At 72.8% G+C, this 25,273-nt stretch carries 25 protein-coding genes; 11 read left to right on the forward strand and 14 right to left on the reverse strand.

Translation table 11 applies throughout. The features are described from left to right. Positions 1-4: 4 nt before the first annotated feature. Genes ACQP2Y_RS18895 through ACQP2Y_RS18905 form a run of 3 tightly spaced genes read right to left on the reverse strand, consistent with a single transcriptional unit; the run spans position 5 to position 2,958 of the window. Complete coding sequence (locus ACQP2Y_RS18895; RefSeq protein WP_360556381.1) at positions 5-439, reverse strand: response regulator; 435 nt, start codon at positions 437-439, stop codon at positions 5-7. Continuing rightward, on the reverse strand, positions 439-1,596 hold the full coding sequence (locus tag ACQP2Y_RS18900) for a sensor histidine kinase (RefSeq protein ID WP_433729997.1): 1,158 nt from the start codon (positions 1,594-1,596) through the stop codon (positions 439-441). Before ACQP2Y_RS18900 ends, ACQP2Y_RS18895 begins: the two co-directional genes overlap by 1 nt. Positions 1,597-1,644: 48 nt before the next feature. Then, positions 1,645-2,958, reverse strand: a complete 1,314-nt coding sequence (locus ACQP2Y_RS18905; protein WP_433729999.1) for a hypothetical protein — start codon at positions 2,956-2,958, stop codon at positions 1,645-1,647. 273 nt (positions 2,959-3,231) lie between these two features. On the opposite strand from ACQP2Y_RS18905, the gene ACQP2Y_RS18910 reads away from it, so the two are divergent. Next, positions 3,232-3,411, forward strand: a complete 180-nt coding sequence (locus ACQP2Y_RS18910) for a hypothetical protein (RefSeq protein ID WP_433730001.1) — start codon at positions 3,232-3,234, stop codon at positions 3,409-3,411. A gap of 36 nt (positions 3,412-3,447) precedes the next feature. On the opposite strand, the gene ACQP2Y_RS18915 is transcribed toward ACQP2Y_RS18910, so the two are convergent. The 4 genes from ACQP2Y_RS18915 to ACQP2Y_RS18930 all read right to left on the reverse strand — a co-directional run bounded on the left by ACQP2Y_RS18915 (position 3,448) and on the right by ACQP2Y_RS18930 (position 7,341). Continuing rightward, positions 3,448-4,989: an alpha/beta fold hydrolase gene (locus tag ACQP2Y_RS18915; protein WP_433730003.1), complete on the reverse strand. Its 1,542-nt coding sequence runs from the start codon at positions 4,987-4,989 to the stop codon at positions 3,448-3,450. 9 nt (positions 4,990-4,998) lie between these two features. Continuing rightward, positions 4,999-5,670: a serine hydrolase gene (locus ACQP2Y_RS18920; RefSeq protein ID WP_433730005.1), complete on the reverse strand. Its 672-nt coding sequence runs from the start codon at positions 5,668-5,670 to the stop codon at positions 4,999-5,001. Positions 5,671-5,672: 2 nt separating this feature from the next. Then, positions 5,673-5,975 carry a hypothetical protein gene (locus ACQP2Y_RS18925; protein WP_433730007.1) on the reverse strand — a complete coding sequence of 101 codons (303 nt, stop codon included), beginning with the start codon at positions 5,973-5,975 and terminating at the stop codon, positions 5,673-5,675. 85 nt (positions 5,976-6,060) lie between these two features. Beyond that, the gene (locus tag ACQP2Y_RS18930; RefSeq protein ID WP_433730009.1) at positions 6,061-7,341 is read right to left on the reverse strand and encodes an aminotransferase class I/II-fold pyridoxal phosphate-dependent enzyme; all 1,281 of its coding nucleotides are present in this window, start codon (positions 7,339-7,341) and stop codon (positions 6,061-6,063) included. 238 nt (positions 7,342-7,579) lie between these two features. On the opposite strand from ACQP2Y_RS18930, the gene ACQP2Y_RS18935 reads away from it, so the two are divergent. Continuing rightward, the gene (locus ACQP2Y_RS18935; RefSeq protein WP_433730011.1) at positions 7,580-8,083 is read left to right on the forward strand and encodes a hypothetical protein; all 504 of its coding nucleotides are present in this window, start codon (positions 7,580-7,582) and stop codon (positions 8,081-8,083) included. A gap of 167 nt (positions 8,084-8,250) precedes the next feature. On the opposite strand, the gene ACQP2Y_RS18940 is transcribed toward ACQP2Y_RS18935, so the two are convergent. From ACQP2Y_RS18940 to ACQP2Y_RS18955, 4 genes are all read right to left on the reverse strand, one after another. Then, positions 8,251-9,426, reverse strand: coding sequence for an ROK family transcriptional regulator (locus ACQP2Y_RS18940; RefSeq protein ID WP_433730013.1), 1,176 nt, complete (start codon positions 9,424-9,426; stop codon positions 8,251-8,253). 31 nt (positions 9,427-9,457) lie between these two features. Next, positions 9,458-10,711, reverse strand: a complete 1,254-nt coding sequence (locus ACQP2Y_RS18945; RefSeq protein ID WP_360834801.1) for a sugar ABC transporter permease — start codon at positions 10,709-10,711, stop codon at positions 9,458-9,460. After that, on the reverse strand, positions 10,708-11,523 hold the full coding sequence (locus ACQP2Y_RS18950) for an ATP-binding cassette domain-containing protein (protein ID WP_433730016.1): 816 nt from the start codon (positions 11,521-11,523) through the stop codon (positions 10,708-10,710). The genes ACQP2Y_RS18945 and ACQP2Y_RS18950 overlap by 4 nt, the downstream gene beginning before the upstream one ends. A gap of 146 nt (positions 11,524-11,669) precedes the next feature. Then, entirely contained in the window at positions 11,670-12,770 is a 1,101-nt protein-coding gene (locus tag ACQP2Y_RS18955; protein ID WP_433730018.1) for a sugar ABC transporter substrate-binding protein, read from the reverse strand. 669 nt (positions 12,771-13,439) lie between these two features. Between ACQP2Y_RS18955 and ACQP2Y_RS18960 the strand changes: the two genes are divergently transcribed. The 9 genes from ACQP2Y_RS18960 to ACQP2Y_RS19000 all read left to right on the forward strand — a co-directional run bounded on the left by ACQP2Y_RS18960 (position 13,440) and on the right by ACQP2Y_RS19000 (position 20,991). Beyond that, the gene (locus ACQP2Y_RS18960) at positions 13,440-14,195 is read left to right on the forward strand and encodes a class I SAM-dependent methyltransferase (protein ID WP_433730020.1); all 756 of its coding nucleotides are present in this window, start codon (positions 13,440-13,442) and stop codon (positions 14,193-14,195) included. Between the two features lie 342 nt (positions 14,196-14,537). Further along, positions 14,538-15,857: an FAD-binding oxidoreductase gene (locus tag ACQP2Y_RS18965; RefSeq protein WP_433730022.1), complete on the forward strand. Its 1,320-nt coding sequence runs from the start codon at positions 14,538-14,540 to the stop codon at positions 15,855-15,857. A 43-nt stretch (positions 15,858-15,900) separates the two neighbouring features. Then, complete coding sequence (locus ACQP2Y_RS18970; RefSeq protein WP_433730024.1) at positions 15,901-16,257, forward strand: PRC-barrel domain-containing protein; 357 nt, start codon at positions 15,901-15,903, stop codon at positions 16,255-16,257. Between the two features lie 38 nt (positions 16,258-16,295). Further along, entirely contained in the window at positions 16,296-17,387 is a 1,092-nt protein-coding gene (locus tag ACQP2Y_RS18975; protein ID WP_433730026.1) for a sensor histidine kinase, read from the forward strand. Continuing rightward, complete coding sequence (locus tag ACQP2Y_RS18980; RefSeq protein WP_433730028.1) at positions 17,384-18,043, forward strand: response regulator; 660 nt, start codon at positions 17,384-17,386, stop codon at positions 18,041-18,043. Before ACQP2Y_RS18975 ends, ACQP2Y_RS18980 begins: the two co-directional genes overlap by 4 nt. 54 nt (positions 18,044-18,097) lie before the next feature. After that, positions 18,098-18,805 carry an ABC transporter ATP-binding protein gene (locus ACQP2Y_RS18985; protein ID WP_433730030.1) on the forward strand — a complete coding sequence of 236 codons (708 nt, stop codon included), beginning with the start codon at positions 18,098-18,100 and terminating at the stop codon, positions 18,803-18,805. Beyond that, positions 18,802-19,590 (forward strand): hypothetical protein, encoded by a 789-nt coding sequence (locus ACQP2Y_RS18990; RefSeq protein ID WP_433730032.1) that lies wholly within the window; start codon positions 18,802-18,804, stop codon positions 19,588-19,590. Before ACQP2Y_RS18985 ends, ACQP2Y_RS18990 begins: the two co-directional genes overlap by 4 nt. Continuing rightward, positions 19,587-20,273 (forward strand): hypothetical protein, encoded by a 687-nt coding sequence (locus ACQP2Y_RS18995; RefSeq protein ID WP_433730034.1) that lies wholly within the window; start codon positions 19,587-19,589, stop codon positions 20,271-20,273. The genes ACQP2Y_RS18990 and ACQP2Y_RS18995 overlap by 4 nt, the downstream gene beginning before the upstream one ends. Positions 20,274-20,283: 10 nt before the next feature. Beyond that, a complete protein-coding gene (locus ACQP2Y_RS19000; protein WP_433730036.1) occupies positions 20,284-20,991 on the forward strand; it encodes a hypothetical protein in 708 nt (235 codons plus the stop codon). On the opposite strand, the gene ACQP2Y_RS19005 is transcribed toward ACQP2Y_RS19000, so the two are convergent. The 3 genes from ACQP2Y_RS19005 to ACQP2Y_RS19015 are packed head-to-tail and all read right to left on the reverse strand — an operon-like array spanning position 20,984 to position 25,271. After that, entirely contained in the window at positions 20,984-22,084 is a 1,101-nt protein-coding gene (locus ACQP2Y_RS19005; protein WP_433730038.1) for a hypothetical protein, read from the reverse strand. The genes ACQP2Y_RS19000 and ACQP2Y_RS19005 overlap by 8 nt on opposite strands. Beyond that, a complete protein-coding gene (locus ACQP2Y_RS19010; protein WP_433730040.1) occupies positions 22,081-24,282 on the reverse strand; it encodes a S8 family serine peptidase in 2,202 nt (733 codons plus the stop codon). The genes ACQP2Y_RS19005 and ACQP2Y_RS19010 overlap by 4 nt, the downstream gene beginning before the upstream one ends. Continuing rightward, on the reverse strand, positions 24,279-25,271 hold the full coding sequence (locus tag ACQP2Y_RS19015) for a hypothetical protein (RefSeq protein WP_433730042.1): 993 nt from the start codon (positions 25,269-25,271) through the stop codon (positions 24,279-24,281). The genes ACQP2Y_RS19010 and ACQP2Y_RS19015 overlap by 4 nt, the downstream gene beginning before the upstream one ends. Between the last annotated feature and the right edge of the window lie 2 nt (positions 25,272-25,273).

Genomic DNA, 25,273 nt, shown 5'->3' on the forward strand with positions numbered 1-25,273 from the left:
GCCGTCAGCCGTTCCGGGCCGGCGGCGCGGGCTGGTTGACCAGCAGCCAGTAGACGCCCAGCACGTTGGCCGCGTCGACGAACTCCTCGAACACGACCGGCTTGCGGACGAAGCTGTTGGCGCCGAGGCGGTAGCTCTCCACGATGTCGCGTTCCTCGTTCGACGTGGTGAGCACGACCACCGGCAGGGAGCTGGTCCGCTCGTCGTCGCGGATCGCCCGCAGCACCTCCAGGCCGTCGACCTTGGGCAGCTTGATGTCGAGCAGGATCAGCGCCGGGCGCAGCGGGTGGCCGTCGTCGGGCAGCAGCAGCCGCAGGGCCTGCTCGCCGTCGTTGGCCACGACGATCTCGTTACGGATGTGGTTCTTGGCGAACGCGCGGATGGTGAACAGCACGTCGTCGGGGTTGTCCTCGACCAGCAGGATCGGGCCGTCGCTCATCACAGCCCCCAGCCCGCGGGCGCCGGGGTGAGGCTGAACCGGAAGGTGGCCCCCGCGCCCGGGGTGGACTCGGCGCGGATCTGCCCGCCGTGGCGGGTGACGATGCGGTGCACGATGGCCAGCCCGATCCCGGTGCCCTCGAAGTCGGTGGCCGAGTGCAGCCGCTGGAACGGGTCGAACAGCTTGTGGGCGAAGCGCATGTCGAAGCCGGCCCCGTTGTCCCGTACCGAGAAGACTTCGACGCCGTCGTGCTGTTCCTGGGCGAGCTGGATGGCCGCGTCCGGCTTGTGCACGGTGAACTTCCACGCGTTGCCGATCAGGTTCTGCAGGACCAGCCGGATCAGGTGCGGGTCGCCCTGGGCGACGAGGCCGTCCGGGACGACGACGTCGATGCTGCGCTCCGGCTCGCGGCCGCGCAGCTCGGCCACCACCTCACCGGCCAGCGCGGTGATGTCGGTGTGCTCGCGGCGCAGCTCGACCCGGGTCGCCCGGGAGAGGTTGAGCAGGTCGTCGATCATCTGGGCCATCCGGGCCACGTTCGCCTGGATCCGGCCCAGGTACTGGCGGGCCTCCGCCTCCAGCGCCTCGCTGTAGTCCTCGATCAGGATCTGGCTGAACCCCTCCACCGAGCGCAGCGGCGCGCGCAGGTCGTGCGACACCGAGTACGCGAACGCGTCCAGCTCGCGCGTCGAGGCCTCCAGCTCCGCCGTGCGTTCCCGCACGCGCAGCTCCAGCTCGTTGTTGAGCCGGCGCACCTCCTCCTCGGCGTGCTTGCGCTCGGTGATGTCGGTGGAGATGCCGCAGACCGCGTACGAGTGGCCGGCCGCGTCGGTCAGCGGGAACTTGACCGTGACGTAGGTGCGCAGGCCGTCGTCGCTGGGTGCCTGCTCCTCCATCTGCACCGGGAAGCCGCGCGCGAACGCCCGTAGGTCGTTGGCGCGGAAGTCGTCGGCGATGTCCTGCGGGAACAGGTCGTGGTCGGTCAGCCCGACGATGTCCTCCCGGCGCAGCTTGAACAGCCGCTCGTACTCCCGGTTGACCAGCAGGTACCGGCCGTCGGCGTCCCGCATGTAGATGACGGCCGAGGTGTGGTCGATGAGGGCCATCAGCTGTTCGTGGCCCACCGTCATGAGCTTCTGGCTCGCTCGAGCCTGCACCGCCCACCCCCACGTACTGGCGGATGACCCCGTCACCGCCGGCACCGTTCAGGCCGCCAGGGTCACGGCGACCGTCGCCGTCCCAGAGGGTGACCGTACCGCGCCGGTGGTGGCGTTTGCGGTGATTTCGCCGCTCAGCACCGGCCGGAGCGGGGCGAGCAGGTGCTCGCGGCGGGCCCGGGTCAGCCGTTCCAGGAACGTCTCGGTCATGCCGGTGGTGCCGGATCGGTTGGACACCAGCCGCTGGTCACCCTGGCCGGCCAGGTCACGCTGGGTCTGCGGCTTGAACAGGAACTTCTTGCTCAGCATCAGGTGCGCGCCGGCGGCTCGGGCGTGCGCGTTGAGCAGCGCGTACCAGTCGGCGAGGGCCGGCGCGCGGCTGACCAGCCGGCCCAGGTCGGCGAGGTCGGCCGTGGCCAGCGCGTCAGCGTCCACCTCCAGCGTCGTCAGCAGCCGCTGCGGCAGCGTCGGCTGGACCATCAGCGCCTCGAGCGCGGTGCGTTCGTCGGCCAGCAGCGCCGGGAAGAGCCGGCGCACGTGCCGGGCGTAGTCGGGCAGCGCGATGCCGAGCAGGAAGTCCCGCTTGAGGGCCTCGGGATCGAGCGCCCCGCTGGGCGGGATGTCGTCGGGCAACCAGTGCACCGCGAACTGGCGGAACACGTCCATGAAGTGCTCGGCCGGCATGCTCTGGTCCGCGGGCAGCGCCGCGAACGTGAGGAAGAGGTGCCGCATGGCCTCCAGCAGGGTCGCCGAGGTCCGCAGCCGCAGGATCGCGTCCTCGGAGTCGAGCCGGCAATCCGCGCCGGCCAGCGGTTCCAGCAGGTTGTTGACCGCCAGCTCGAGCGCCTCGCTGCGCTTGACCAGGGCGAAGAAGCGCTCCTCGGCCGGGGTGCCGGTGTAACTGCGGATCCGGCCGTCGTCGAACACGCCGGGCAGGCTCGCCAGCACCTCGTCGCCCAGGCAGACCTGGATCGTCCCGACGTTCCAGCGCACCAGCGACGCATAGCTGTCGCGGTGGTAGTGGCCGGTCCCGGTGTGGTCGGCCAGCGCCGTGAAGTACGCCGGGAAAGGGACTGCCGCGTCCCCGGCGGTCAGTCCGTCGAACGCGCGCTGCGGTTCCTCCTTGCCGCCCGGCGTGCGTTCCTGGAAGTGCCGGGCCACCGAGGCGCCGACGAAGCCGAGGTGCACCAGCAGGCGCTGCGCTTCGAGCTGGTCCAGGCGTTCCGGCCGGGGCAGCCCGGGCAGCACGTCGCGGCCCAGGGCGTCGACCAGCACGTCCGGCGGCGCCTCGCCGGCCAGGATCGCCCGGTTGAGGCCGGGAAGCTCGTCCAATATCCAGGTGCCGATCCGCTCCAGCTCCATCGTGATCCCTTCACGAACCCCCGAGGACGCCCACCGTCACCACGCCGGAACGTTCCCGGTGGACTTCCGTTCAACCCATTTGCCGTAAAACCGGCAAATCAACTGTAGATCGGCTCGAGAGCAATTACCCAATAGGGGTACGGGGTACCGATGATCGGCGGATCGGCCGGATTCTCTCGGGCGGACGGCCGGTTCTGCCCATCGCCGCAGCGTGCGACATTGTCGCGCGGGCCGGCGGGGAGCGCCGCGCCCCGGGACGACGCGGAGGATCGCATGGACGACGCGCTGCTGGCCTACAACGCCGGCCGTGTCGACGCGCTGGCCGGGCGCCGGGATGCCACCAAGGCCAAGGACCCCGCGACCGGGGCCGACTACCGGATGGGTTTCCTGGACGGGCGCATCGAGATCTTCCGGATGTTCGCCGGCGTCCGCGAGATCCTCGACGAGAGCTGACCACCGCCGCCGGCGCACGACGGTGGTCCGCTCACGTCAGGCGGGCATCGGCGCGTCCCGGCAGACGGTTCCGGCCGGCGGGACGACCAGCCGCAGCAGGTACTCGTACATGTGGGCCTCGGCGCAGGCGCTCTTGCGGCGGGCGGTGTGACCCTCGCCGTCCCAGGTGAGCAGGTGGCCGTTGGCCAGGGTGTGCGCGAGCGTGACCGAGTCCGCGTACGGGGTGTCCGGGTCGCCAGTGTTGCCGACCACCAGGATCGGTGCCGACCCCTGCGCGCGGTACGAGCCGGTGTAGCGGCTGTGCCGGGCTGCGGGCCACTGCAGGCAGGCCGGTGCGTGCGTCTGGTCGTACGCGGGCGGGCCGTACGCCATGCCCGGCGCCGTGAGCGGGAAGTCCGCGGCGGCCCGGGCCAGCCGGGCCCGCAACTGGGGCAGGCTCCGCGGGTACACCCGGTCGGCGCACTCCACCGCGACGTTGACCGCGTTGAAGGCCGTGTCGGACTGGCTGATGGCGTACAGGAGCGGGCCGGTGCGGGACTCCGCCAGGTGCAGGTTGGTCCCCAGGGTGGCCCAGTAGCGGGTGCCGCTGTTCAGCCGGTACGTCAGCTCGGACAGCATCGTCGCGCCGTTGACGCTGACCGCCCCGGTGGCGTCGCGGACCGGGTTCGCGTCGAGCGAGTCCAGGACGGTGTGGACCTTCGCCGCCAGCCCGGTGGCCGTGGGTGCGGAGATGCCCGCCGCGAACGGGCACTGGGCCGGGTTCGCCGCGCACCAGCCGAGGAAGCGGTACATCGCCGCCTCGGTGGAGCGGTACTGGCCGTAGTCGTAGGCGTACGGATCCTGGGCGTACTTGCGCGGGTCGTAGCCCGAGTCCAGCACCAGGGCGCGGGTGTGGTGCGGGAACATGTCGGCGTAGACGGTGCCGACGTACGACGCGTACGAGCCGCCGAAGAACGTGAGCTTCTCGTCGCCGACCGCGGCCCGCAACAGGTCCAGGTCCCGTGCCTGCGACTCGGTGCCGATGTACGGCAGCAGCCCGCCGGAATGCGCCTGGCACGCGGCGTTCCACTCCCGGGCGAGACGCACGGCCGTGCCGAAGGAATCCGGGGCGGGCCGGGTCTTCGCCTGCGCCCACTGCGCCCGGTACGCCGGCCCGTTCAGGCAGGTGACCGGCTGGCTGCGGTGCACGCCGCGGGGATCGAAGCCGACGATGTCGAACCGGTCGCGGATCTCCGGCGCCGACGAGGTCGCGAACGACTGCACCCAGTCCCACCCGGAGCTGCCCGGGCCGCCCGCGTAGAGGAACAACGTGCCGATCCGGGTGGCGGGGACGGCGGCCGGCCAGCGCCGCAGTTGCAGGGTGAGCTGTGTCCCGTCCGGACGGTGGTAGTCGACCGGCACCTGGGCCGGAGTGCACTGGTAGCCGCCGTCGCCGCAGGTACTCCAGTCGAGCGCCGGCACCGCTACGCCCGGCAGCCCGCCGGCCGGTGGCACAGCGGGGGCCGCGTCGGCCGCGCCCGCGGGAAGCAGCATCAGGGCCGTCGCCAGGGACGACAACAGTGAACCGGGGAATCTCATGGCCCGAAGCTAGGAGCCCGGCGTCGCCGTCCTGGGCGGAACCGCCCCGGCGTCACACGAAATGAGCACCGGCAGCAGGTGCTGCCGCACCAGGCCCAGGGCGGGTCGCCAGTCCGGGGGCAGTTCGTCCCGCGGCGGCGGGCCGGCGTCGAAGCGCGGATCGCCGGTGGTGACGACCACGGCGCCCGGCAGGACCACGACGTGCTGCCCGGCCGAGCCGGCGGCCAGCGACAGGCCGTCGCCGGCCCAGATCCCGAAGCCGTACGGCAGCTCCTCGGGTGGCCCGCCCGGCGTCTGGGGAGCGGTCATCGCGGCGGCGAAGTCCGGATCGACCAGCGGCTGGCCGCCGGCCCGCCAGAGCTCACCGAGCCGGCCCAGGGACTCGGCCGACAGGCGCAGATGCGCGTAGCCGTAACTGACACCGTCCGGGTCGGCGAGCCAGGACGCGTCGGTGATGCCCAGCGGGACGAACAGCTCGGCGGCGGCGTACTCGCCGACCGGACGGCCGACGACCTGGGCCAGTCCGGCCGACAGCAGATGGGCGGCGCCGTTGTCGTACCGGAAGACCTGCCCCGGTGGGTCGATCCGCGGCGCGGAGGCGACCCGGGCGACCTGCCCGCCCGGCAGGGCGGTGACCGCGTCGATGTCCCACGGCCCGTCGACGGCGGCGCCGCGGGTCATGGTCAGCAGGTGCCGCCAGGTCGGCCCGTGCGCCGGCGTGTCCCGCAGGCGGGCAGCACCTCGTGCAGGGGTTCGTCCAGGCCGGGCAGCAGCCCGCGACGGGCGGCGATCCCGGCCACCGTCGCGACCACGGTCTTGGTCACCGAGAAGACGTCGGCCACGGCCGGTCCGCGGTAGTGCTCGTCGAAGACCGGGTCACCGGCGACGAGCACCCGCAGATGGCTGGTGTGGGCATACCGGGGGTCCGAGCCGACCACGTCGCCGATTAGGCGGCAGGCGGCGCGGACCGCGGCAAGATCCGGCATCCGGCGATGATCTCAACGCCCCGGCGCCGCCGCACCACAGTTTCCCGCCGCGCCCCGGCTCATCACGCTTTACCGCCGCGCGCGGTCAGGCCTCGAGGTCGAGCACGCGGCGCAACGCGCGGCCGAGCCGGTCGAAATCCTCGGAGCTCTGCCGGGCCGTCGCGCACAGGCGCAGCCGGGACTGGCCCTCCGGCACGGCGGGCGCGGGCACCGCGGAGACGTAGATGCCGTCGTCCAGCAGGTGCCGGGCCCACCGGTACGTCCGCAGCGTGTCGCCCAGCACCACCGGCACGATCGGCGTCTCCGTCGGTCCCGTGGTCAGCCCCAGGTCGCGGACCAGGTTGGTCAGCCGGGCCGTGTTCTTCCACATGCTCTCGATGTGGTGCGGCTCGTCCAGCAGCACCCGGACGGTCTCCCGGACGGCGGCAGTATTGGCCGGGGTCAGCGCGGACGAGAACATGTACGGCGCCGAGCCGTGCTGCAGGTAGTTGACCAGGCTCCGGCTGCCCGCGGCGAACCCGCCACCGGACGGGAACGCCTTGCCGAGCGAGCCGGTGATGACGTCCACGGCACCGGCCGGGATGTCCGTGTGCGACGGGGTGCCCCGGCCGTCGGCGCCCAGCACCCCGACCGCGTGGGACTCGTCGAGCAGCAGGAAGGCGCCGTGGCGCTGCTTGGCCTCGACGATGGCGGCCAGCGGGGCGATGTCACCGTCCATCGAGTAGACACCGTCGACGGCGACCAGCACCCGGGCGCCCGTGGCGCGGTGGCGGGCGAGCAGCGTGTCCAGATGCTCGACGTCGTTGTGCCGGAAGCGGACCGTCCGGGCGCCGGAGAGGCGGCACCCGTCGAGGATGCTGCGGTGCGCCTTCTCGTCGATGATCGCGACGTCGTGGCGGCCGAGCAGGGACGAGATCACGGCCATGTTGGCGTCGTACCCGCTGGAGTAGAGGGCGAGGGCCTCGGTGCCGAGGAACGCGGCCAGCTCGCGCTCGGTCTCCAGGTGCAGCTCCAGCGTGCCGGTCATCAGCCGGCAGCCGCCGGTGGTGGTGCCCCAGCGCAGCGCGGCGTCGGTCGCGGCCGCCACGATCCGCGGGTGCTGGTTCAGCCCCAGGTAGCCGTAGGTGGAGAAGAGCAGCAGCTCCCCGCCGGCGAAACCGCTGCGTACCGAGGCCGCCGCGTCGAGGGGCAGGCCGAAGGTGTACGCGTTCGCGTCCCGGCACTGGTCGATGCGCGACAGCCACTGCCGCGCGGCCTCGAAGTCCAGCAGCCCGCCCGGCTGCACGTCGGCCGAGTAGCTGGTGCCGGTGGGGTAGGCGGCGTACGGGTCGCTGGCGAAGTCACGCACCGCGTCGGTGTGCAGCAAGGCGTCAGATCCTGTTCGGGACGGCGGCGATTCGGGGGGTAATCATCGGGCTCGCCCAGAATTGTCACGATGAAGGCGCGGCGTCAAGGGTGCACGAAGCGCACCCGCGGAATCCTGCCGCTTCGTCCCCAGGCCGGGTCGGCTCCTCGGACCACCGGACCTGTCCGAACGTGCAGACTCGCGCCGGTCGGACCGGGCCTGCCGTGATACCCGACAAAACGCGCATAGCGTCCCGGGCATGACGAAAAAGCGGGTACTGGCCGTGGCCGGCGCGGTGGTCCTGGCCCTGACGGGTTGCACCGAGCAGCCCGCGCCGCCGGACCGCGCGATCGCCCCGGAGCCGGCCGCGACGCAGGCGTTCGCGCCCCGCCGGGCATCGATGGGCGACCGCCCGGCTCCGGTCCCGGACCGGGGCAGCCCGGCCGTCGCGACGCCGGCGGCGGTCACCACCGTGATCGTGCCGCCGGTCTCCACTCCGCCGGCGCCGCCGGTCGCCGGCCGGGCCCGCCGGCCCGCGCAGGTGCAACGGGACACCGCGTCGGCCCCACCGCTGACGGACGTCACCGCGGACGAGGACGCCGGCGCCGGGGACGACGCGGATGTGGACACGACAGCCGGCGACGACACGGCCGCCGGCCCCGATCCGGGTTCGGCCGACGGACTGAACGGCGGCTCCCGCTGCACCCGGGGGGACAACCACCGCCGCACCGGCCACCGGATCGGCCGCTGGCGCTGCCGCTGAACCTGACGCCGGATGTGCCGGGCTCGGCAGCGGGTAGTGCCGGGCGGGCCGCTGGCGCTGAACGTGACGCCGGGTCTGCCTGGCTCAGCGGTGGACCGAGCCGGCCGGCGCCGCTGAACGGGATCGGGAACCGGATCGGCCCGCGTGTCTCTCGGCCGAACGCGCGGTCAGCTCAGCAGCGGGTCGTCCAGCAGGTGCTGGAAGGCGAGCTCGGCCGCGCCGATCAGGGCCGCGTCGTTGCCCAGCCCCGGGGTGCGCAACCGGATGTGTTCACGGCACGCCGGCAGGGCCACCTCGTTCAGGCGGCTGCGGATCTGCGCCGCGGCGCCCAGGTAGACGTCGCGCAGGGTGCCGCCGAAGATCACCGCTTCCGGGTTGAAGATGTTGGCCAGGTTGCCCACGCCGAAGCCGATCCAGTCGCCCACCTCGCGCACCGCGAACTGGGCCCGGCTGTCGCCGTGCATCGCCGCCCGGACCACGCTCAGCACCGCCGCGCGGCCGGTCTCACCCTCGCGGCCGGCCCGCCGGAGCAGCGCCTGCTCGCCGATCTCGGTCTCCCAGCAGCCCCGGGACCCGCAACCGCACGCGCGGCCGTACGGGTTGACCACCATGTGGCCGACGTCGCCGCCGTGGCCGCCGTACCCGGTGACCCGGGCGCCGCCGGCGATGATGCCGGCGGCGACCCCGGCGTCGCCGTGCAGGTAGATGACGTTGTCGCAGCCGACGGCGGCGCCGCGGCTGTGCTCGACCAGGGCCGAGACGTCGGCGTGGTTGCCGACGGTGAGCCGGCGCTCGTCGCCCAGTTCGTCGCCGAGCGCGGCCCGGACCGGGTCGACCCAGTCGACGGTGGGGGAGAGGCGGACTGTGCCGTCCGCGCGCCGGATCCGGCCCGCGACCGCGACGCCGGTGCCGACGTGCCGCGCGCCGTCGGCCACCTCGTGGCGCATCTCGTGCACGAACGCGGCGAGCGGCTTGACCGCGTCGAGGACCGGCATGCCGGGCGGGCGTTCGCACTCGCGGCGGTCCAGGACGCGGCCGCCCAGACCGACCCGGGCCGCGCGGAGCCGGTCGACCTCGATGCTCAGCGCGTACGCGTGGATCCGCGCCGACTCGGGCCGCACCACGAGCGACGGTCGTCCGGCGCGGCCGGTCTCGCGCGGCACCGCCTCGCTGACCAGTCCCGCCGTGGTCAGCTCGGCGGTCAGGGCGCCGATGGTGCTGCGGTTGAGGCCGAGCCGGTTGGTGAGCTCGGCCCGCGACGTCGCGCCGTGCAGGTGGACGTAGCGCAGCAGGGACCCGAGGTTGTGCCGGCGTACCTCCTCCGGGCTGGGGCCGGCCCGCATCAGCGCGCCGTCCCCGTGCCCGAAGTTTCGCTCACCGGGTTCCGGTAGCTGCCGCCCTGCGTCGGGCCAGGGCGTCGACGCTGGCCGCGACCAGCAGGATGAGGCCGGTGAAGATGTACTTCTGGCCGGACGAGAAGCCCATCAGGCCCATCCCGTTGTCGATCACGGCGATCACCGCACCACCGATGACCGCGTTGATGATCTTTCCCTTGCCGCCGAAGAGGCTGGTGCCGCCGATGACGGCCGCGCCCACCGAGTAGAGCAGGATGTTGCTGCCACCGGTGTTGGGGTCGACCGAGCTGGCCCGGCTGACCGCCATGATGCCGCCGATCGCCGCCATGGTGGACGCGATCGCGAAGACCGAGATGCGGATCCGGTCGACCGGGATGCCGGCCCGGCGGGCCGCCTCGGTGTTGCCGCCGACGGCGTAGACGTGCCGGCCGTAGGTGGTGCGGCCGAGCACGAAGGTCCAGAAGATCAGGAAGGCCCCGATGATCGGGACCACGATCGGTACGCCCTTGAGCGAGTTGATCGCCGGGTTGACGGCCCGCTCCTGCGACAGCACCGCCGTGGTGGTCAGCACCAGCACCGCCAGGCCGCCGATGCGCAGCAGCACGATGCCGATCGGGTCGGTGACCAGGCCGCGGGCGGCGCGGCTGCGGATCCGGCTGAACTGCACCAGCGCGTAGCCCGCGACCACGCCGATGGCCAGAATCCAGCTCCACAGCACCGGGATGTTGTCGTTGTTGAGCGAGATGACGAACTGGTCGCGGATCGAGATGTTGATGCCGCCACCCAGCAGCACCAGCAGCAGGCCCTGGAAGCCGAGGAACGCGGCCAGCGTGACGACGAAGGACGGGATGCCGACCTTGGCGATCAGCAGGCCCAGCGCCAGGCCGATGACCACGCCGGTGAGCAGCGCGGCCGGGATGGCGAGGTACCAGGCGACGCCGTGGTTGGTCAGCAGGATGGCCATGACCGCGCCGCACACGCCGCTGGCGAAGCCCGCGGACAGGTCGATCTCGCCGAGCAGCAGCACGAAGATCAGGCCCATGGCGATGAAGACGACCTGGGCGCCCTGGGTGAACAGGTTGGCGAAGTTCAGCGGGCTGAAGAAGGTCTCCCGCGCGACGCCGAAGATCAGCGACAGGACGACCAGCCCGAGGACGGCGGGCAGGCTGCCCAGGTCGCCGCCGCGGACCCGGCCCCAGTAGTCGTGGATGTGGCCGGCGAGGGTCGGCTTGACCACCTGGACGCCGCCGGCCGTGGTCGTGGTGGTGGTCACTGGTCCCCTCCGGGCGTGATGTCGATGGCGTCGCTGGCGAAGTCGCCGGGCTTCTCCGGGGGCAGGCCGAGGTTGCCGCTGCGTCCGGAGGTGATGAGTTCGACGATCTGGGAGTGGGTGACGTCGGTGGTTTTGACCTGGGCGGCGGTGCGGCCGAGGTAGAGGGCGGCGACGCGGTCGGAGACGGCGAAGACGTCGTTCATGTTGTGGGAGATGAGGACGACGCCGAGGCCGTTGTCGGCGAGGCGGCGGACGAGTTCGAGGACTTGTGCTGTTTGGGCGACGCCGAGGGCGGCGGTGGGTTCGTCGAGGATGACCACGCGGCTGTTCCAGAGGACGGCTTTGGCGATGGCGACGGTCTGGCGTTGGCCGCCGGAGAGGCTGGCGACGAGTTGGCGCAGGCTTTTGACGGTGCGGACGGAGAGGCTGGCGAGGGTGTCGCCGGCCATTTGTTCCATGGTGGGTTCGTCGAGGACGAGTCCGCGGACTTTTTCGCGGCCGAGGAACATGTTCTGGACGATGTCGAGGTTGTCGCAGAGGGCGAGGTCCTGGTAGACGACTTCGATGCCGAGGGCGGAGGCGTCGCGGGGGGTGTGGATGGCGACCTGGTTGCCGTCGAAGGTGACGGTGCCGGCGTCGATGGTGTAGATCCCGCTGACGCATTTGACCAGGGTGGACTTTCCGGCACCGTTGTCGCCGACGAGCGCGGTCACCTCGCCGGGGTAGACGCTCAGTCCGACGTCGTGCAGGACCTGGACGGGACCGAAGCTCTTGTCGATCCCGTTGAGTTCCAGAAGGGGTGTCGCGGCCACGGTGGTTCTCCTTCGCTTGGTGACCGGGTTCGTCGTCGTGGCAGCGCCACTGGCGGTGGGATGGGGTGACCCGGCGCGGCGCCGCCCACGCCCGTGAAGGCGGGAGCGGCGCCGAGTCGAACGGGACGACCCGCGATCAGCTCAGGTCAGCTGATGCCCGCGTCGGTGCAGGCCTTGGCGAAGTCGGGGGTGCACAGCTGCTCCTTGGTGACGAAGCCGTCGGCGATGACGTCCTTGACGTTCGCCTTCGTGATCGACTGCGGGTCCAGCAGCACCGAGGGGACGTCCTTGCCGGACTCCACGTCCTTGGTGACGCCGGTGGCCGTGGTCGGCTTCTGACCCTTGGCCAGCGCGATGGCCAGCTCGGAGGCCGCGTTGGCCTCCTTCTTGATCGCCTTGTAGACGGTCATGCACTGGTCGCCGGTGAGGATGTTCTGCAGGCCCTGCACGGTCGCGTCCTGACCGGTGACCGGGACCTGGCCGTTGAGCTTGTTCTTCTTCAGCACCGCGATGGCGGCGTTGCCGAGGCCGTCGTTGGCGGCGAGCACACCCTTGATGTTCTTGTTCGAGGTGAGCATCTGCTCGAAGATGGTGCCGGCCTGCGCGTTGTCCCAGTCCGGTACGGCCTGGTCCGGGCCCTTGACGTAGTCACCCGAGTCGTACTTGAGCTTGAGGACCGAGTCGTAGCCCTGCTTGAACAGGGTGGCGTTGTTGTCGGTCGGGGAGCCGTTGAGCTCCGCGACGACCGGCTTGGTGGCCTTCTTCTCGGCCAGGCAGTCCACCAGGCCCTGACCCTGCAGCTCGCCGACCTTGACGTTGTCGAACGACACGTAGTAGTTCGCGCCGCCGTTCAGGGTCAGGCGGTCGTAGTCGATGGTCGCGATGCCGGCGTTCTTGGCCTTGTCCAGCACGGCCTTGCCGGTGCCGGAGTCCAGGTTGACGATCATCAGGACCTTGACGCCGCTGGAGATCATGCCGTCGGCGATCGTCTGGAACTGGGTCTTGTCACCCTGGGCGTTCTGGATGTCGGCCTGGACCCCGGCCGCGTCGAACGCCGCCTTCAGGTACGTCAGGTCGGCAGTGGCCCACCGCGCCGAGCTCTTGGTGTCGGGCAGGATGACGCCGACCTTGCCGGTGGACGAACCGCCGGTGCTGCCGGAGTCGCCGCTGCTGTCGTCACCACACGCGGCCATGCTGCCGGCGGCCAGCAGGCTTGCCGCGGTCAGGGCGAATAGTCCTTTACGCATACCTTGTGTCCTTTCGGGTGTTCCGGGCCTTCGATCGGCTTCGATGGTCCCACTGCACGGGAGAGTCAATCCCGGAGGTGTTCAAGATCAGGAGCGAGTTTGTTGTGCCCGGCAACGTTTTCCCATAACGACCGGTTGCACAAGGGTGTCGGCGGGCGATCTTGAAACACGGGATAACAATCCGGCAACACGGCGGTGATACGAGGATTTCCGGGCTGGGCGGGCGCTGACCGGCGGGGTCGTGGTAATCGCTGGAAACGACACAGAATGGGCCGCCGGAACCGGCCATGTGTCCGAACTCGACCCATTTAAGGGGAAAGGATCCCGGCCGGCGGGCACCGAAACTTCCGAAGGGATGATCTTCCGCGGCTTCGCATCGATCCGGACGATGGGTCGGTCGTTCGGACAGGTACTCGATCGTCCGAAGGGGGAGAGGCTCTTCGCAACTTCCGGAGAGGGCTTGAGGTGTACCGGCTGCGGTGGGGGGTGCACCGGCTCATCGGCCGATGCGGTGTGCGGTGCGGCGGTGCTATTCCGGATTGTGCGGCGGTGGCCCGGGAATGGACGTGCTCAACGGGAGTGGCCAGTGCTTTTCCCCGGAATCCGCGGTCGATATCCTGATGCGCCGGGCCGAGAAGCAGATGGGCCCGGCAACCCCGGGAGAACAAGATGAACGGTGCCGATCCCGACCGCTGGTCGGCCGTCGCCGAAAGCTGGTCGCAGCTGTGGGGCGCATTCGCCGAGCCGGCCTGGGACGCGGTGCTCACCGCCGCCGCGGTGGGGAGTGGTGCCCGCGTCCTCGACGTGGGCTGCGGTGCCGGCGACCTGCTCGCCCACCTCGCCCGCCGCGGGATCTCGGCCGCCGGCATCGATCCGGCGCCCGGCATGGTGGCGTACGCCCGCACCCGCGTGCCCGGCGCCGACCTCCGGGTCGGCACCGCCGACCACCTGCCGTGGCCCGACGCCGGCTTCGACCTGGCGATCTCGGTCAACGCCTTGCAGTTCGCCGAGGACACCCTCGCCGCGCTGGACGAGCTGATCCGGGTCACCGTCCCCGCCGGACACGTCGCGGTCGCCAACTGGGCCGAGGGGGACCGCAACGACCTGACCGTCATCGAGGACGCCGTGGCCCGGGCCGCCGACGAGGAACCGCTGCCGGACGGGGAGCTACGGCTGCCGGGCGGCCTCGAGGAACTGCTGCACGACGGCGGTCTCACCCTGGTCGCGGCCGGGATCGTCGAGCTTCCGTGGCGGGCGGGCGACGACGACACGCTCGTCCGGGGCGTCCTGCTGGGTGAGGATCCGGCCACCATGGCCGCCACGGCGCCGGCCGTGATCGCCGCCGCCCGGCCCTTCCGCACCCCGGACGGCGGTTACACCCTCGTCAACGCGTTCCGTTACGCGGTCGGCCGGACGGCGCGCTGAGCACCGGAGCGCTGAGCATCGGGGTGCCGCGCCCGATATGCGACCATTGTCGGCATGTTATTGTCTCGTCGCACGCTGCTGCGCGCCGCCGTCGCGATCCCAGCCACCGGTGCCGGAGCCGGCTCGGCGTTCGCCGCTGGCGGCCCAACAGCTGGCGGCCCAACAGCTGGCGGCCCAACAGCTGGCGGCCCAACAGCTGGCGGCCCAACAGCTGGCGGCCCAACAGCTGGCGGCGCGACGGCTGGCGGCCCAACGGCTGGCGGCGCGACGGCAGGCGGCGCGACGGCAGGCGGCCCGACGGTCGGTGACTGGAAGGCGCTGGCCGCCGGCCTGAAGGGAACGGTGGAACTGCCCGGCGCGGCCACCTTCGCTGACGCCCACCGCCTGGTCGACCCCCGCTTCGATGCGGTCCGGCCGCCTGCGGTCGCCCGGTGCGCCGCCCCGGCGGACGTGACCGAGGTGATCCGCTTCGCGCGGCGCTTCGGCGTACCGGTGGTGCCCCGCGGCGGTGGCCACTCCTATGTGGGCGCCTCGACCAGCCGGACCGGCGTGGTCCTCGACCTGCGCGGCATCCGCGCGATCGGCTACGACGCGGGCAGCCGCACCGCGACGATCGGCGGCGGCGCCCGGCTCATCGACGTCTACGACCGGCTCGACGCCCACGGCGTCTCGATCCCCTCGGGTTCGTGCGGGACCGTCGGCATCGGCGGGATCACGCTGGGCGGCGGCATCGGGATGGCGGCTTCCGCGTACGGGATGACCTGCGACGCGGTGATCGCCGCCGAGCTGGCCACCGCCGACGGCCGGCTCCGCACGGTGCACGCCGGCCGGGAGCCGGACCTGTTCTGGGCGCTGCGTGGCGGCGGAGGCGGCAGCCTCGGTGTCGTCACCACCTGGCGGATGCGCACCTACCCCGCGGTCCCGGCCGGCACTTTCGTGCTGACCTATCCGTGGAGTGCGGCGGCCGAGGTCGCAGCCGGCTGGCAGGCGCGGCTGTCCCGGGCGCCCGACGAGACCTGGTCTTCCTGCCAGTTCGCCTCCGACGCGCGTGGTGCCCGCAGCGTACGGATCTCCGGCGTGCTGCTCGGCGGCGCCGCGGACACCGAGGTGGCGGCGATCGTCCGGGCGATCGGCCGGGAGCCGGCCACGGTACGCGTCGAGCGCCTCCCGCACCGCACCGTCGTGCACAACCGCGGCGGCTGCGACGACGCCGGTGACTGCGGCCCGCGCGCCACCGAGCTGGTCGGCAGCGACGTCTTCCCGCGCATCCTGCCGCCTGCTGCCGTCGCCGCCCTGCTGGCGAGCGTGGAACGCCGGTCCAAGGCCCGCCGGCCGGGCATCGCCAAGCTCAAACGGATGACCGGCGCCCAGGGCCGGGTCGCTCCCGGCGCGACCGCGTTCCCCTGGCGTGGCGTGCACACGATGCTGCAGTGGCTGGTCCAGCCCGCGACCGGTGACCCGGCCACGGTCCGCGACGCCTACGCCTGGATCGACGACGGCCACCGGGCGATGGCCCGCTGGTCCGCCGGCCGCTACGTCAACTACCTGGAACCGGATCCGGCCCAGGTGCCGCGGTATCACGGCGCCAACCTGGCCCGGCTGCGCCGGATCCGCGCCGCCGCCGACCCGGACCGGTTGTTCCGCTCGCCGTACGCCGTCTGAGGGCCCGCTGTTTCGGGCCTGACCAGCAGGGAACCAGTGCAACATGTTCCCCGCTGAGAATCTGCGCGACTGGCGCGGCGAGAAAGTCATCGACCCCGACGGCTCCAAGATCGGCGAGCTGGAGGCGGTCTACGTCGACACGGCCACCGACCAACCGGCGTTCGCGACCGTGCGGACCGGCATGATCGGCCGCCACCGGCTCACCTTCGTGCCGCTCGACGGGGCCACCGTGAGCCCGAGCGCCGTGCGGGTGCGCTACGACAAGAAGGTCGTCGGCGACGCGCCCACCATCGACCTCGACGGTGAGCTGGCCGCCGGCGACGAGCCCGGTGTCTTCGCCCACTACAACCTGCCGTACCAGCCGGGAGGCGCGGGGGAGCGCCGGCTGGCCCGCCGCTGATCCACGCCCGGAGGGGCCGGGCCCAGTAGGGTGCGAACGTGCGTCGCAGCCTTTCCGCCGGCCCCTCCGGTGGCGTGCGGCTGGTGCCGGACGTCCTCGCCGCGGCCGTCGTCGTCCTGGTGTTCTGGGCGCCGCCCACGCTCGACACCGCGAGCCCGGCCCGCCAGACCGCGGGCTGGGCCCTCGCGGCGATCACCGGCCTGGCCATGGTCTCCCGGCGGCGGTTCCCCGGCGCGGCGACCGTGGCCGCGGCGATCGCCACCGTCTCCGGCAATGCCCTGGGCGTCTGTCAGGACCCGATGCTGGCCGTGGCCTGGTGCCTGTACCCGCTGGCCGTCGCGCGCGCCTCGCGCACCAGGCTGCCCGTCCTCGTGCTGGCCTGCGTCGCGCTCAGCCTCGCCGCCGTGACGGGCGTCCCGTCCAGCAACATGACCGGGCTCGGGCAGCGGGCCGTCGTGGCCGTCGCCGCGGTCAGCGTCGCCTGGCTGCTCGGCACCATGGTCGGCCGGGGCATCGCCGCCACCCGGGAGACGGAGCGCGCCCGCGTCCAGCTCGAGGTCGCCCGCGACGTGCACGACGTGGTCGGTCACGCGCTCGGCGTGATCAGTGCCGAGGCCGGCGTGACCCGGGGCCTGGCCGACGCCGGGGAGCAGGAACTGCGGGACTCCCTGGCCGGCATCGAGCTGCACGCGCGGCGGGCGCTCGAAGAGGTGCAGGTGCTGGTCCGGGGACTGCGTTCCGCGCCCCCGCCGGTCACCCGGCTGTCCTCGGTCGTCGACACCACGCGCGCCGCCGGCGTCGACGTGCGCGCCCGCATCACCGTCGACGAGCAGGTCGAGGACGCCGTCGGGGCCGTCGTGCTGCGGATCGTGCAGGAGTCGCTGAGCAACGTCGTGCGGCATGCGGCCGGCGCGCCCTGCACGGTGGACGTCCACGAGGCGGGCGGGGCGGTCGTCGTCCGGGTCCGGGACCGTGGCCCGGGCGCCGCCGGACGCCAGCACACCGGCTTCGGCCTCGCCGGGATGAGCGAACGGGCCCAGCTCGTCGGCGGCACCGTCACGTGGGGCGACCACCCCGGCGGTGGCTTCGAGGTCAATGCGCGCCTGCCCGTCCGAGGAGGTGGCCGGTGACCGCGACCATCAGCGTGTTCCTGGCCGATGACGACGACCGGTTCCGCGGCGTCTACCGCAAGCTGTTCGACCGGACGCCCGGCTTCCGGTTCGCCGGCGAGGCGGCGGACGGGGAGACCGCGGCCCGGCTCGTCGGCGCGCTGAAGCCGGCGGCCGCCCTGCTCGACGTGCAGATGCCCGGTGCGAGCGGACTGGAGGCCGCCCGGCGCCTGCTGCCGGACACGACGACCAAGGTCATCATGCTGACCACCTTCGACCTCGACGAGTATGTCTACGAGGCACTCACCCTCGGCGCCTCCGGCTTCCTGCTCAAGAACGCCTCCCCGCCCGAGGTCCTGCACGCCGTACGCACCGTCCACGCCGGCCACGCGATGCTGGCCCCGGAGATCACCGCCAGGCTGATGCGGCAGTTCGCGCCGCGCCGGCCCGAGCGGCGGCACGCCTTCGCCGGCCAGGTGCTGTCCGCGCGGGAGACCGAGGTCATCCGGTACGTCGCCCGCGGCTACTCCAACCAGCAGATCGCCGACGAGCTGACGCTGAGCGTGGAGACGGTCCGCACGTACCTGCGCCGGATGTTCGCCAAGCTCGACGTGAACGACCGCACCCACCTCGCGGTGCTGGCGTACGAGGCGGGCCTGCTGCACGAACCTCGTTAGATGTCTACTTCCGGGTGACGCGGGCGGGCGTCCGTCCGTCGCAGGCTGGTGTCCGTGATCGACATCGCCCACCTCAGCAAGCGCCACGGCGGCCGGACGGCCGTGGACGACGTCAGCTTCACCGCTCGGCCCGGCCGGGTCACCGGTTTTCTCGGTCCCAACGGCGCCGGCAAGTCCAGCACCCTGCGGATCCTGCTGGGCCTGGACGCGCCCGGCGGCGGCACCGCGACGATCCACGGCCGGCGTTACCGCGACCTCGACCATCCATTGCGGACGGTCGGCGCGCTGCTCGACGGGGCCGGGCCGGTGCCGGAGCGCCGAGCCGTCGACCACCTGACCTGGATCGCCCGGTCGAACCGCATCCCCCGGGCCCGGGTGGGTGCGGTTCTCGAGCTCGTCGGCCTGGCCGAGGTGGCCAGGCAGCGGGTGAAGCGGTACTCGCTCGGGATGGGACAGCGGCTCGGCATCGCCGCGGCTCTGCTCGGCGAGCCGGACGTGCTGGTGCTCGACGAGCCGGTCAACGGGCTGGACCCGGAGGGGATCCGCTGGGTGCGGCAGCTGCTGCGGGACTATGCGGCGTCCGGGCGTACCGTGCTGCTGTCCAGCCACCTGATGGCGGAGACGGCCGGGACCGCCGACGACCTGGTGGTCATCAACCGGGGCCGGATCGCCGGGCGTGGCTCGGTCGCCGAGGTCACCGCGGGCCACCCGTCGCTGGAGGCGGCTTTTTTCGCCCTGACCGGCGAACGGACCGCGGCATGAGAGCGGCCGTCCGCGCGGAACTCATCAAGATCACCACTCTGCGCACCGGCTGGCTCGTGCTGGGCGCCATCCTCGCCCTCCAGGTCCTGGTGGAGGTGCAGGTGGTGGGCCTCACCGCCGACGCGGTCGCCAGGATCACGCCGGACGGGTCCATCGAGATTTTCCTCGGCCAGCGGGAGCCTGCCCGCGCGGCACTGCTCGAGGGCATCCGTGCGTCGTCACTGCAGATGAGCGTGTTCCTGCCCGCGCTGGCTGCGGTGATCGCCGGGCAGGAGTTCCGCGGCGGGCAGCTCGGGCTGACGGTGCTCGCCGTGCCCCGGCGGGGCCGGTTGCTCGTGGCGAAGCTCCTGGCTGCGGCCGGATACCTCAGCCTGGCGGCGGTGCTGATCGCCACGATCAGCACCATGTTCAGCTACCTGGGCGTCAAGGACCGGTACCCCGGGCTGCCGGTCAGCGCCGACGCGATCGCCGGCCAGGCCAGGTTCATCCTGTACGCGGTCCTGCTCGGCCTGAGCACGTACGCGATCGCCGTCATCGCCCGCAGCACCCTGGCAGCAATCGGGGTCAGCCTCGCGCTGATCACCGTGACGATGACCCAGGTGCTGGCCGGCGCACCCGGCCTGGACGCGCTTCTCCCGGTCAGCGCCGGCCGGAACCTGCTGCTCAACCCCGCGACCGGCGACCTGACGTCGAGCCCGCCGCAGGCCGTGCTGGTGCTGGTGGGCTGGGCGCTGGTGACCGCGCTGCTCGCCGGGGTCACCCTCGTACGGCGGGACGCCCGGTGACCGCCCTGCTCGCCGCCGAGCTGGCCAAGATCCGTACCCTGCCGGCGGTCTGGATCGCCCTGACCGCCGCGCTCGCCGCGAACAGTGTGCTCGGCGTCCTCGCCGCGACGGATGCCGTCCGCGTCGCCGGTCCGGACGGCCCGGTCCCGGTCGCCCGGCTCGGCGCCCCGCTGCTGGCCCCGGTCTACGTCTTCGTCGCGATCGCGGTCTTCGCCGCCGGCAGCGAGTTCCGCGGCGGGCAGGTCCGGATCAGCCTGCTCGCCGTGCCGCGCCGGACCCGGCTGTTCGCCGCCAAGTCCGCGGTGTGCGCGCTGGTCAGCGTGTTCGCGGCCGTCCTGGTGGTGCTGCCGTTCCCGCGTGCCGCCGCGGGCACCGGCCTGCCCGCGCTGGTGACCGCTTACCTGCTGCTCGCGCTGGTCGGCTACGGCTTCGCCGTCATCGTGAGGACCGTCGTGACTCCGCTCGCCGTGCTGTCCGCCGCGGCCCTGCTGGTGGCGCCGATGCTCCGCGGCGTCGTCCCGGGCCTGGTGAAGTACCTGCCGCACGACGCGGCGCTCAGCCTCGTGGGCCTGCCCGGCGGCCCGGCCGCCCTGGGCCGGGCCGGCGGCCTGCTCGCCCTGTCGTCCTGGGCCGCCGGGTGCGTCGCGGCCGCCTGGCTGGTCTTCGTCCGCCGTGACGCCTGAGGAGGCAGTGATGTCGAAAAAGGCAAAGCGACGTACGGTCGCCGCGCTCGCCGCCGTCCTGGTAGCCGCCGTGGCCGCGCTCGTGGTGCTCTACCCGATCGCCGTCGCGGCCGCCTGCCCCGGCTGCTACGGGCTGCGTCAGGCCGAACCGGACGTGTACGTCGACGACGACGCGACGCCCGAGCAACGGCGCCAGGTGGTGGACATGATCGCGGCGGCGAGGCAGCGGGTCAGCGACTACCTCGGTGCGATGCGCAGCAACCCCCGCGTCCTGGTCTGCCTCAGCGCGGAGTGCTACGAGCACATCGGCGGTGGCGGCGAGAAGGGCCAGGCTCTGCGGGACCGTGCGCTGGCGCTGTCCCCGGGCGGCGCCGACGTGGTGATCGCCAGTCACGAGCTGACCCACGCCGAGCTGTACCGGCGGCTCGGCTCCCGCTACGACCAGGTGCCGCGCTGGTTCCACGAGGGCATCGCGGTGCTGGTCTCGGACGACCCTCGCTACCTGACCGCGAAGCCGCCCGGCGAACGCTGCCCGATCGACTACGCCCGGGCCCTGGCGGCCGTCCGCGCCGGTGCGGCGCCCTCGACGGACTTCTACCGCGACAGTGCCTGCGTGGTGGACCGCTGGGTCGCCGCGCACGGCGGTGCCGATGCTGTGCTGGACCTCGTCCGCCGCCTGCGAGCCGGCGAGTCCTTCGCCGCCGTCGTGGTCACTTAGCCGCTTGCAGCAGGCGACGCAGGCTGGCGATGATCTCACCTTCGTGTTCGGCCAGGATCGGGATGGTGGCGTCGACCAGCTGGAAGATGTCCGGCCCCTCCAGGTCGGTCAGGGTCCGGCGCAGGGTGGCGGCCCGGGCGTCCGACGGCGGGTGGTCCGCGACGATCGCCGCGCCGCCCAGCTCCGGCACCTCGTCACGCACGCGGTTCAGCAGATGGTCGACCGCGAAGAACAGGAACGTCCCGGTCACCGCGATCGACTTGCGCAACAACGGGCTCTGCTGTTGCTCGTCGTGGTCCAGGGCTTTCAGGGCGAGCAGCATCCCGATCTCGTCCGCCTCGAACTCCTGGTCGTGGCTCTTGCGCAGCCACTCTGTGCTGGCCGGGAGCGGGCCGCCCGGGCGCCGGCCGGTACTTCTGAGGTGGCCGGCGAGGAAGTGGCCGTACTCGTGGGCCACGGCGAAGGTCTCCGCGGCGTCGGCGTAGAGGTAACTCAGCGCGCCGCGGGTGGTGCCGTCGACCTCCTGCTTGCCGCCGCGCCCGGGATCGGTGTGCAGCAGGTACGCCGCCAGCGAGCCGACCAGGTTCTCGTCCGCCTGCCGCCGGCGGCGTTCCATGGCCTCTGTGGTCGGCTGGACGTCATAACCGCCGTCCGGGCGCCGCTCGGCCACCCGCACCCTGGTGTTGAGCGCAAGGGCCACCTCGACGAGCAGGTAGTGCAGGCCGGTGTTGATCAGCAGCAGCGTGCCGTGGCGGGCGGCGAGCGCTTCGGCGTTGAACGACCGGTGGGGGTACTCGCCGACGTACACCGGGCCGGGTAGCTCCCCGCTGAGCTCGCGGACCGCCCGCTCGATCCGCGCCGAGGTGGCGGCGTAGCGGTCCCGCGGTCCGCCGCCGAGCGGCTCGGGCGGCTCGGGCGGCAGCAGATTCCGTTCGCCGTAGTCGGCCGCCGACCGCTGCGCCTGCTCCGTGATCCGGGCGATCAGGAGCGCTTCCTCCTCGGGTGTGGCGGTCCGCCCGACGAGGTGCTCCAGGCCCTGGGCCCGCAGCAGCTCGCGGTACTCGGCGGCCAGTGCCGCGCGCGCCGCGTTCACGGCTGTCCCTGCCATCCGGCGCCGGGCACGTCGGTGGGCCCGCCGGTCACGGCCAGCGCGAAGTCCTGCGGCCCGAACAGCAGCTCCGACACGGCGGTCACCTCGATGGAGTAGTCGCCCGGACCGGCCCGGTCGAGCCGGACGATCTGCACGTTGTTGGCGGTGTCGGCGGTCGCGTAGGCGGTGCGGCGCTGCTCGTTGCCGGACCAGCGGCGCCCGTCCGCCCGGTGCACCACGACCAGGCTGAGCGCGTGCTGGATGCCGCGCCCGGGCGGATCGGTCCAGGCAAGACAGACGCGCAGCGGGCCGGGATCGGTGCGGTGGAGCGTCAGCCGGACGGTCTGCCCGAGCCGGTCCAGCGGCCGGCCGGGGGAGGCGGCCGCCCAGGTGTCGACGTACATCGCGGGCAGGGCGCCGGCCAGGTCGAGCAGGCCGAAGCCCTGGTGGCAGTTGGGCGGGTACGGATGCTGCGCCGCCGCGTCCCGCCCGCCGAGCCAGCGGGTGCCGTTGAGCAGCGACGCCTTCAGCAGGGCGGCGCTCGGCACGTGGGCGTGGCCGGTGAACCACTCCCGGACCAGGGCCGCGGCTCCGGCGACGAGCGGCGCGGCCATGCTGGTGCCGCCCAGCACCGCGTAGTTGTCGTCCCAGTCCCGCCAGAAGGAGCGGTCCGGGGCCAGGGCGGACCGGGTGGACACGACGCAGGTCCCCGGCGCCACCAGGTCCGGCTTGATCCGGTCGTGCTCCTGGCACGGTCCCCGGCTGCTGAACGCGGCCAGCGAGTCCGGGTCGCCGCCGAGCCGCTCGTCGCCGATCGGGGCGTCCGGGAAACCGGCCGGGGACCACTCGCGCCAGGTCAGGTCCGGCACGCCCCGGGTGCTGCGGCTCGCGCCGACGGTCAGGGCGTTCTTGGCGGTGGCCGGCGCGGTCACCGAGAAGAGGTCGACGAAGCCGGCCGGCACGTGCCGGGGAGCCAGGGCCCGGCCGGCGTTGCCTGCGGCGACGACGACGAGCATGTCCGGGTGCTCGCTGACGAACTCGTCAATCTCCAGCGAGCTCATCCGGTAGACCGAGCCCGCTTCGGCGCCCCAGCTGTTGTTGTGGATCCGGGCGCCCGCGGCGTAGGCCTCGGCCAGCAGGTCGTTGAGGTCGACGGGCAGGCCGGAGAGCCGGCCGGCGGCGTCCAGGACGGACTGGAAGAAGACCGACGCGCCGGGCGCCGCGCCGCGGAACGTGCCACCCGAGGCCGACCCGTCCCCGGCGAGGGTGCCGGCCACGTGGGTGCCGTGGCCGTGCGGATCGCTGGCGTCGTTCGGCCGGCCCCGCGCGACGACCTGGAGCAGGCGGCCCTTGAGGTCGGGGTGCCGGCTGTCGACGCCGGTGTCCGCGATCCCGACGACCTGGCCGCGCCCGGTCAGCCCGGCCAGGGCGGGAACGGTCGCGCGCAGGCCGACGATGCGCTGCGCGTGGTCGTTGGCCAGCTCCGGGGCGACGTAGAGATCGACGGCCGCCACGTCCTGGCGCCGGGCCAGCTCGACCAGCGCGGGATCACCGAAGCGGCACCGGAAGCGCACCTTGCGGCGTCCGGCGCCGTCCTCCGGCCAGCCCTGCCGGGCCAGCCAGGCGCGGATCGCCGACAGGTCCGGCGCGCGGTGGGCGAGGACCTCGTAGCGCACGGGACGGGCCCCGGGCAGTTGCCCGCCGGGGGACACCACGTTGCCGGCGTCGGCGGTGTCGCTGAGCCGGTACGGCCGCACGTCCAGCACGAACTCCAGCGCCGCCACCGCAGCCCCGCGCCCACCGGGGATCCGGGTCACGTAGAGCTGGTCCGCGACCCGTTCGAGCACGGCGGCGTCGAGCGCGGCCAGCTCGTCCCGCCAGGACGGTGGTGGAACCGGCACTGTCCGCAGCAAGACGGTCTCGCCGTACCCGGGCTGCTCGGGTTTCGGGGTGTCGTCGAGGTCAGGCAGGGTGAGCGAGCCGAGCATGGCGTACCGCGACGGCGGCGCGAGCGGCGGGACAGGCCCGGCGGCGGGGTCCCCGACGGAATGGATGATCAGTCCGAGCCGGCGCAACTCGGGCAGGTTCCGCTCGTCGGTGGCGCCCGAGACCACTTCGCCGCGTACGGCGGTGCCGGCCAGCAGAGCGAGCACGGCATCCCGGTCGCTGCCGCCGGCCAGGTGCCCGACCACCGAGATCACGAGCGGCGGCCGAAGAAGCGCCGGGACGAAGCCGGCAGCACCCGCAGTCGTTGCGCCGCCCGCGTGGCCACCTCGGGCACCGACGACTTCGCGGCGAGCTGGTAGAAGCGGCGCGACTTGGTCAGGTCACCGGCCTGCTCCCAGTACCAGCCCAGGTTGTGCGCGGCGAACGCCCGGCTGCGGTCGTTGGTGGCCTTGTCGTACGCGAACTCCCACAGCCGGCGGGCCTCGGCCTGGTGGCCGGCCTCGTCCTCCAGCATGCCGAGGTTGATCGCACCCTCGACGGCGAACTCGGGGATGCCCAGGTCGATGGCGAGCTGGAAGGCCGCGCGGGCACCGGCCAGGTCACCCAGCTCCTTGCGAACGTTGCCGAGCTGACGGGCGGCGGCCGAGCGGAACACCGGATCGGCGCCGGTCTGCTCGGTGGCGTCGCGCAGCGCTGCCTCCGCCCGCCCCGGCTCACGCAGCTCGATCAAAGACAGGCCGAGGTGCAGGCGCACGGCCGCCACCTCGCTGGGCGTCTTGGCCACCGGCGCGGCCCGCTCCAGCCACAGCACCGCCTTGGCGTGCTCGCCGTGCTGGTGCGCGTCGATCCCGATCTGCGCGGCGAGCAGCGTGGTGAACGCCCGGCTGATCAGCTCGTGCTCGGCCTTGCGGGCCGACGTGGCCTGCCCGTACATCTTGTCGCGCAGGGAACTGGCGAAAGCGCCGCGCGTGAACTGCCGCCCCGGGCCGTCGCTGCCGAACCCGGCGAAGTCGGCGGTCGGCCGCAGCACGTTGCCCCAGGGACCGGAGCCGTCCGCGGCCGCGTCGACGTGCTCGCGCGGGGCGACCAGCTGCAGGTCCTCCTCGGTGCGCGGCCGGTCCCCGCACACCGGGCAAGGCTGGCCGACGCAACGGGCCTTGAGGGCCTGGTACTCGTCCGGGCCCATCACCACCTGGTGGTGGACACAGTGGCCGCACCGGTGCGACAGCACGAAAATGTTCAATG

The sequence above is a fragment of the Actinoplanes sp. CA-051413 genome (assembly GCF_050955795.1).
GTDB lineage: Bacteria > Actinomycetota > Actinomycetes > Mycobacteriales > Micromonosporaceae > Actinoplanes.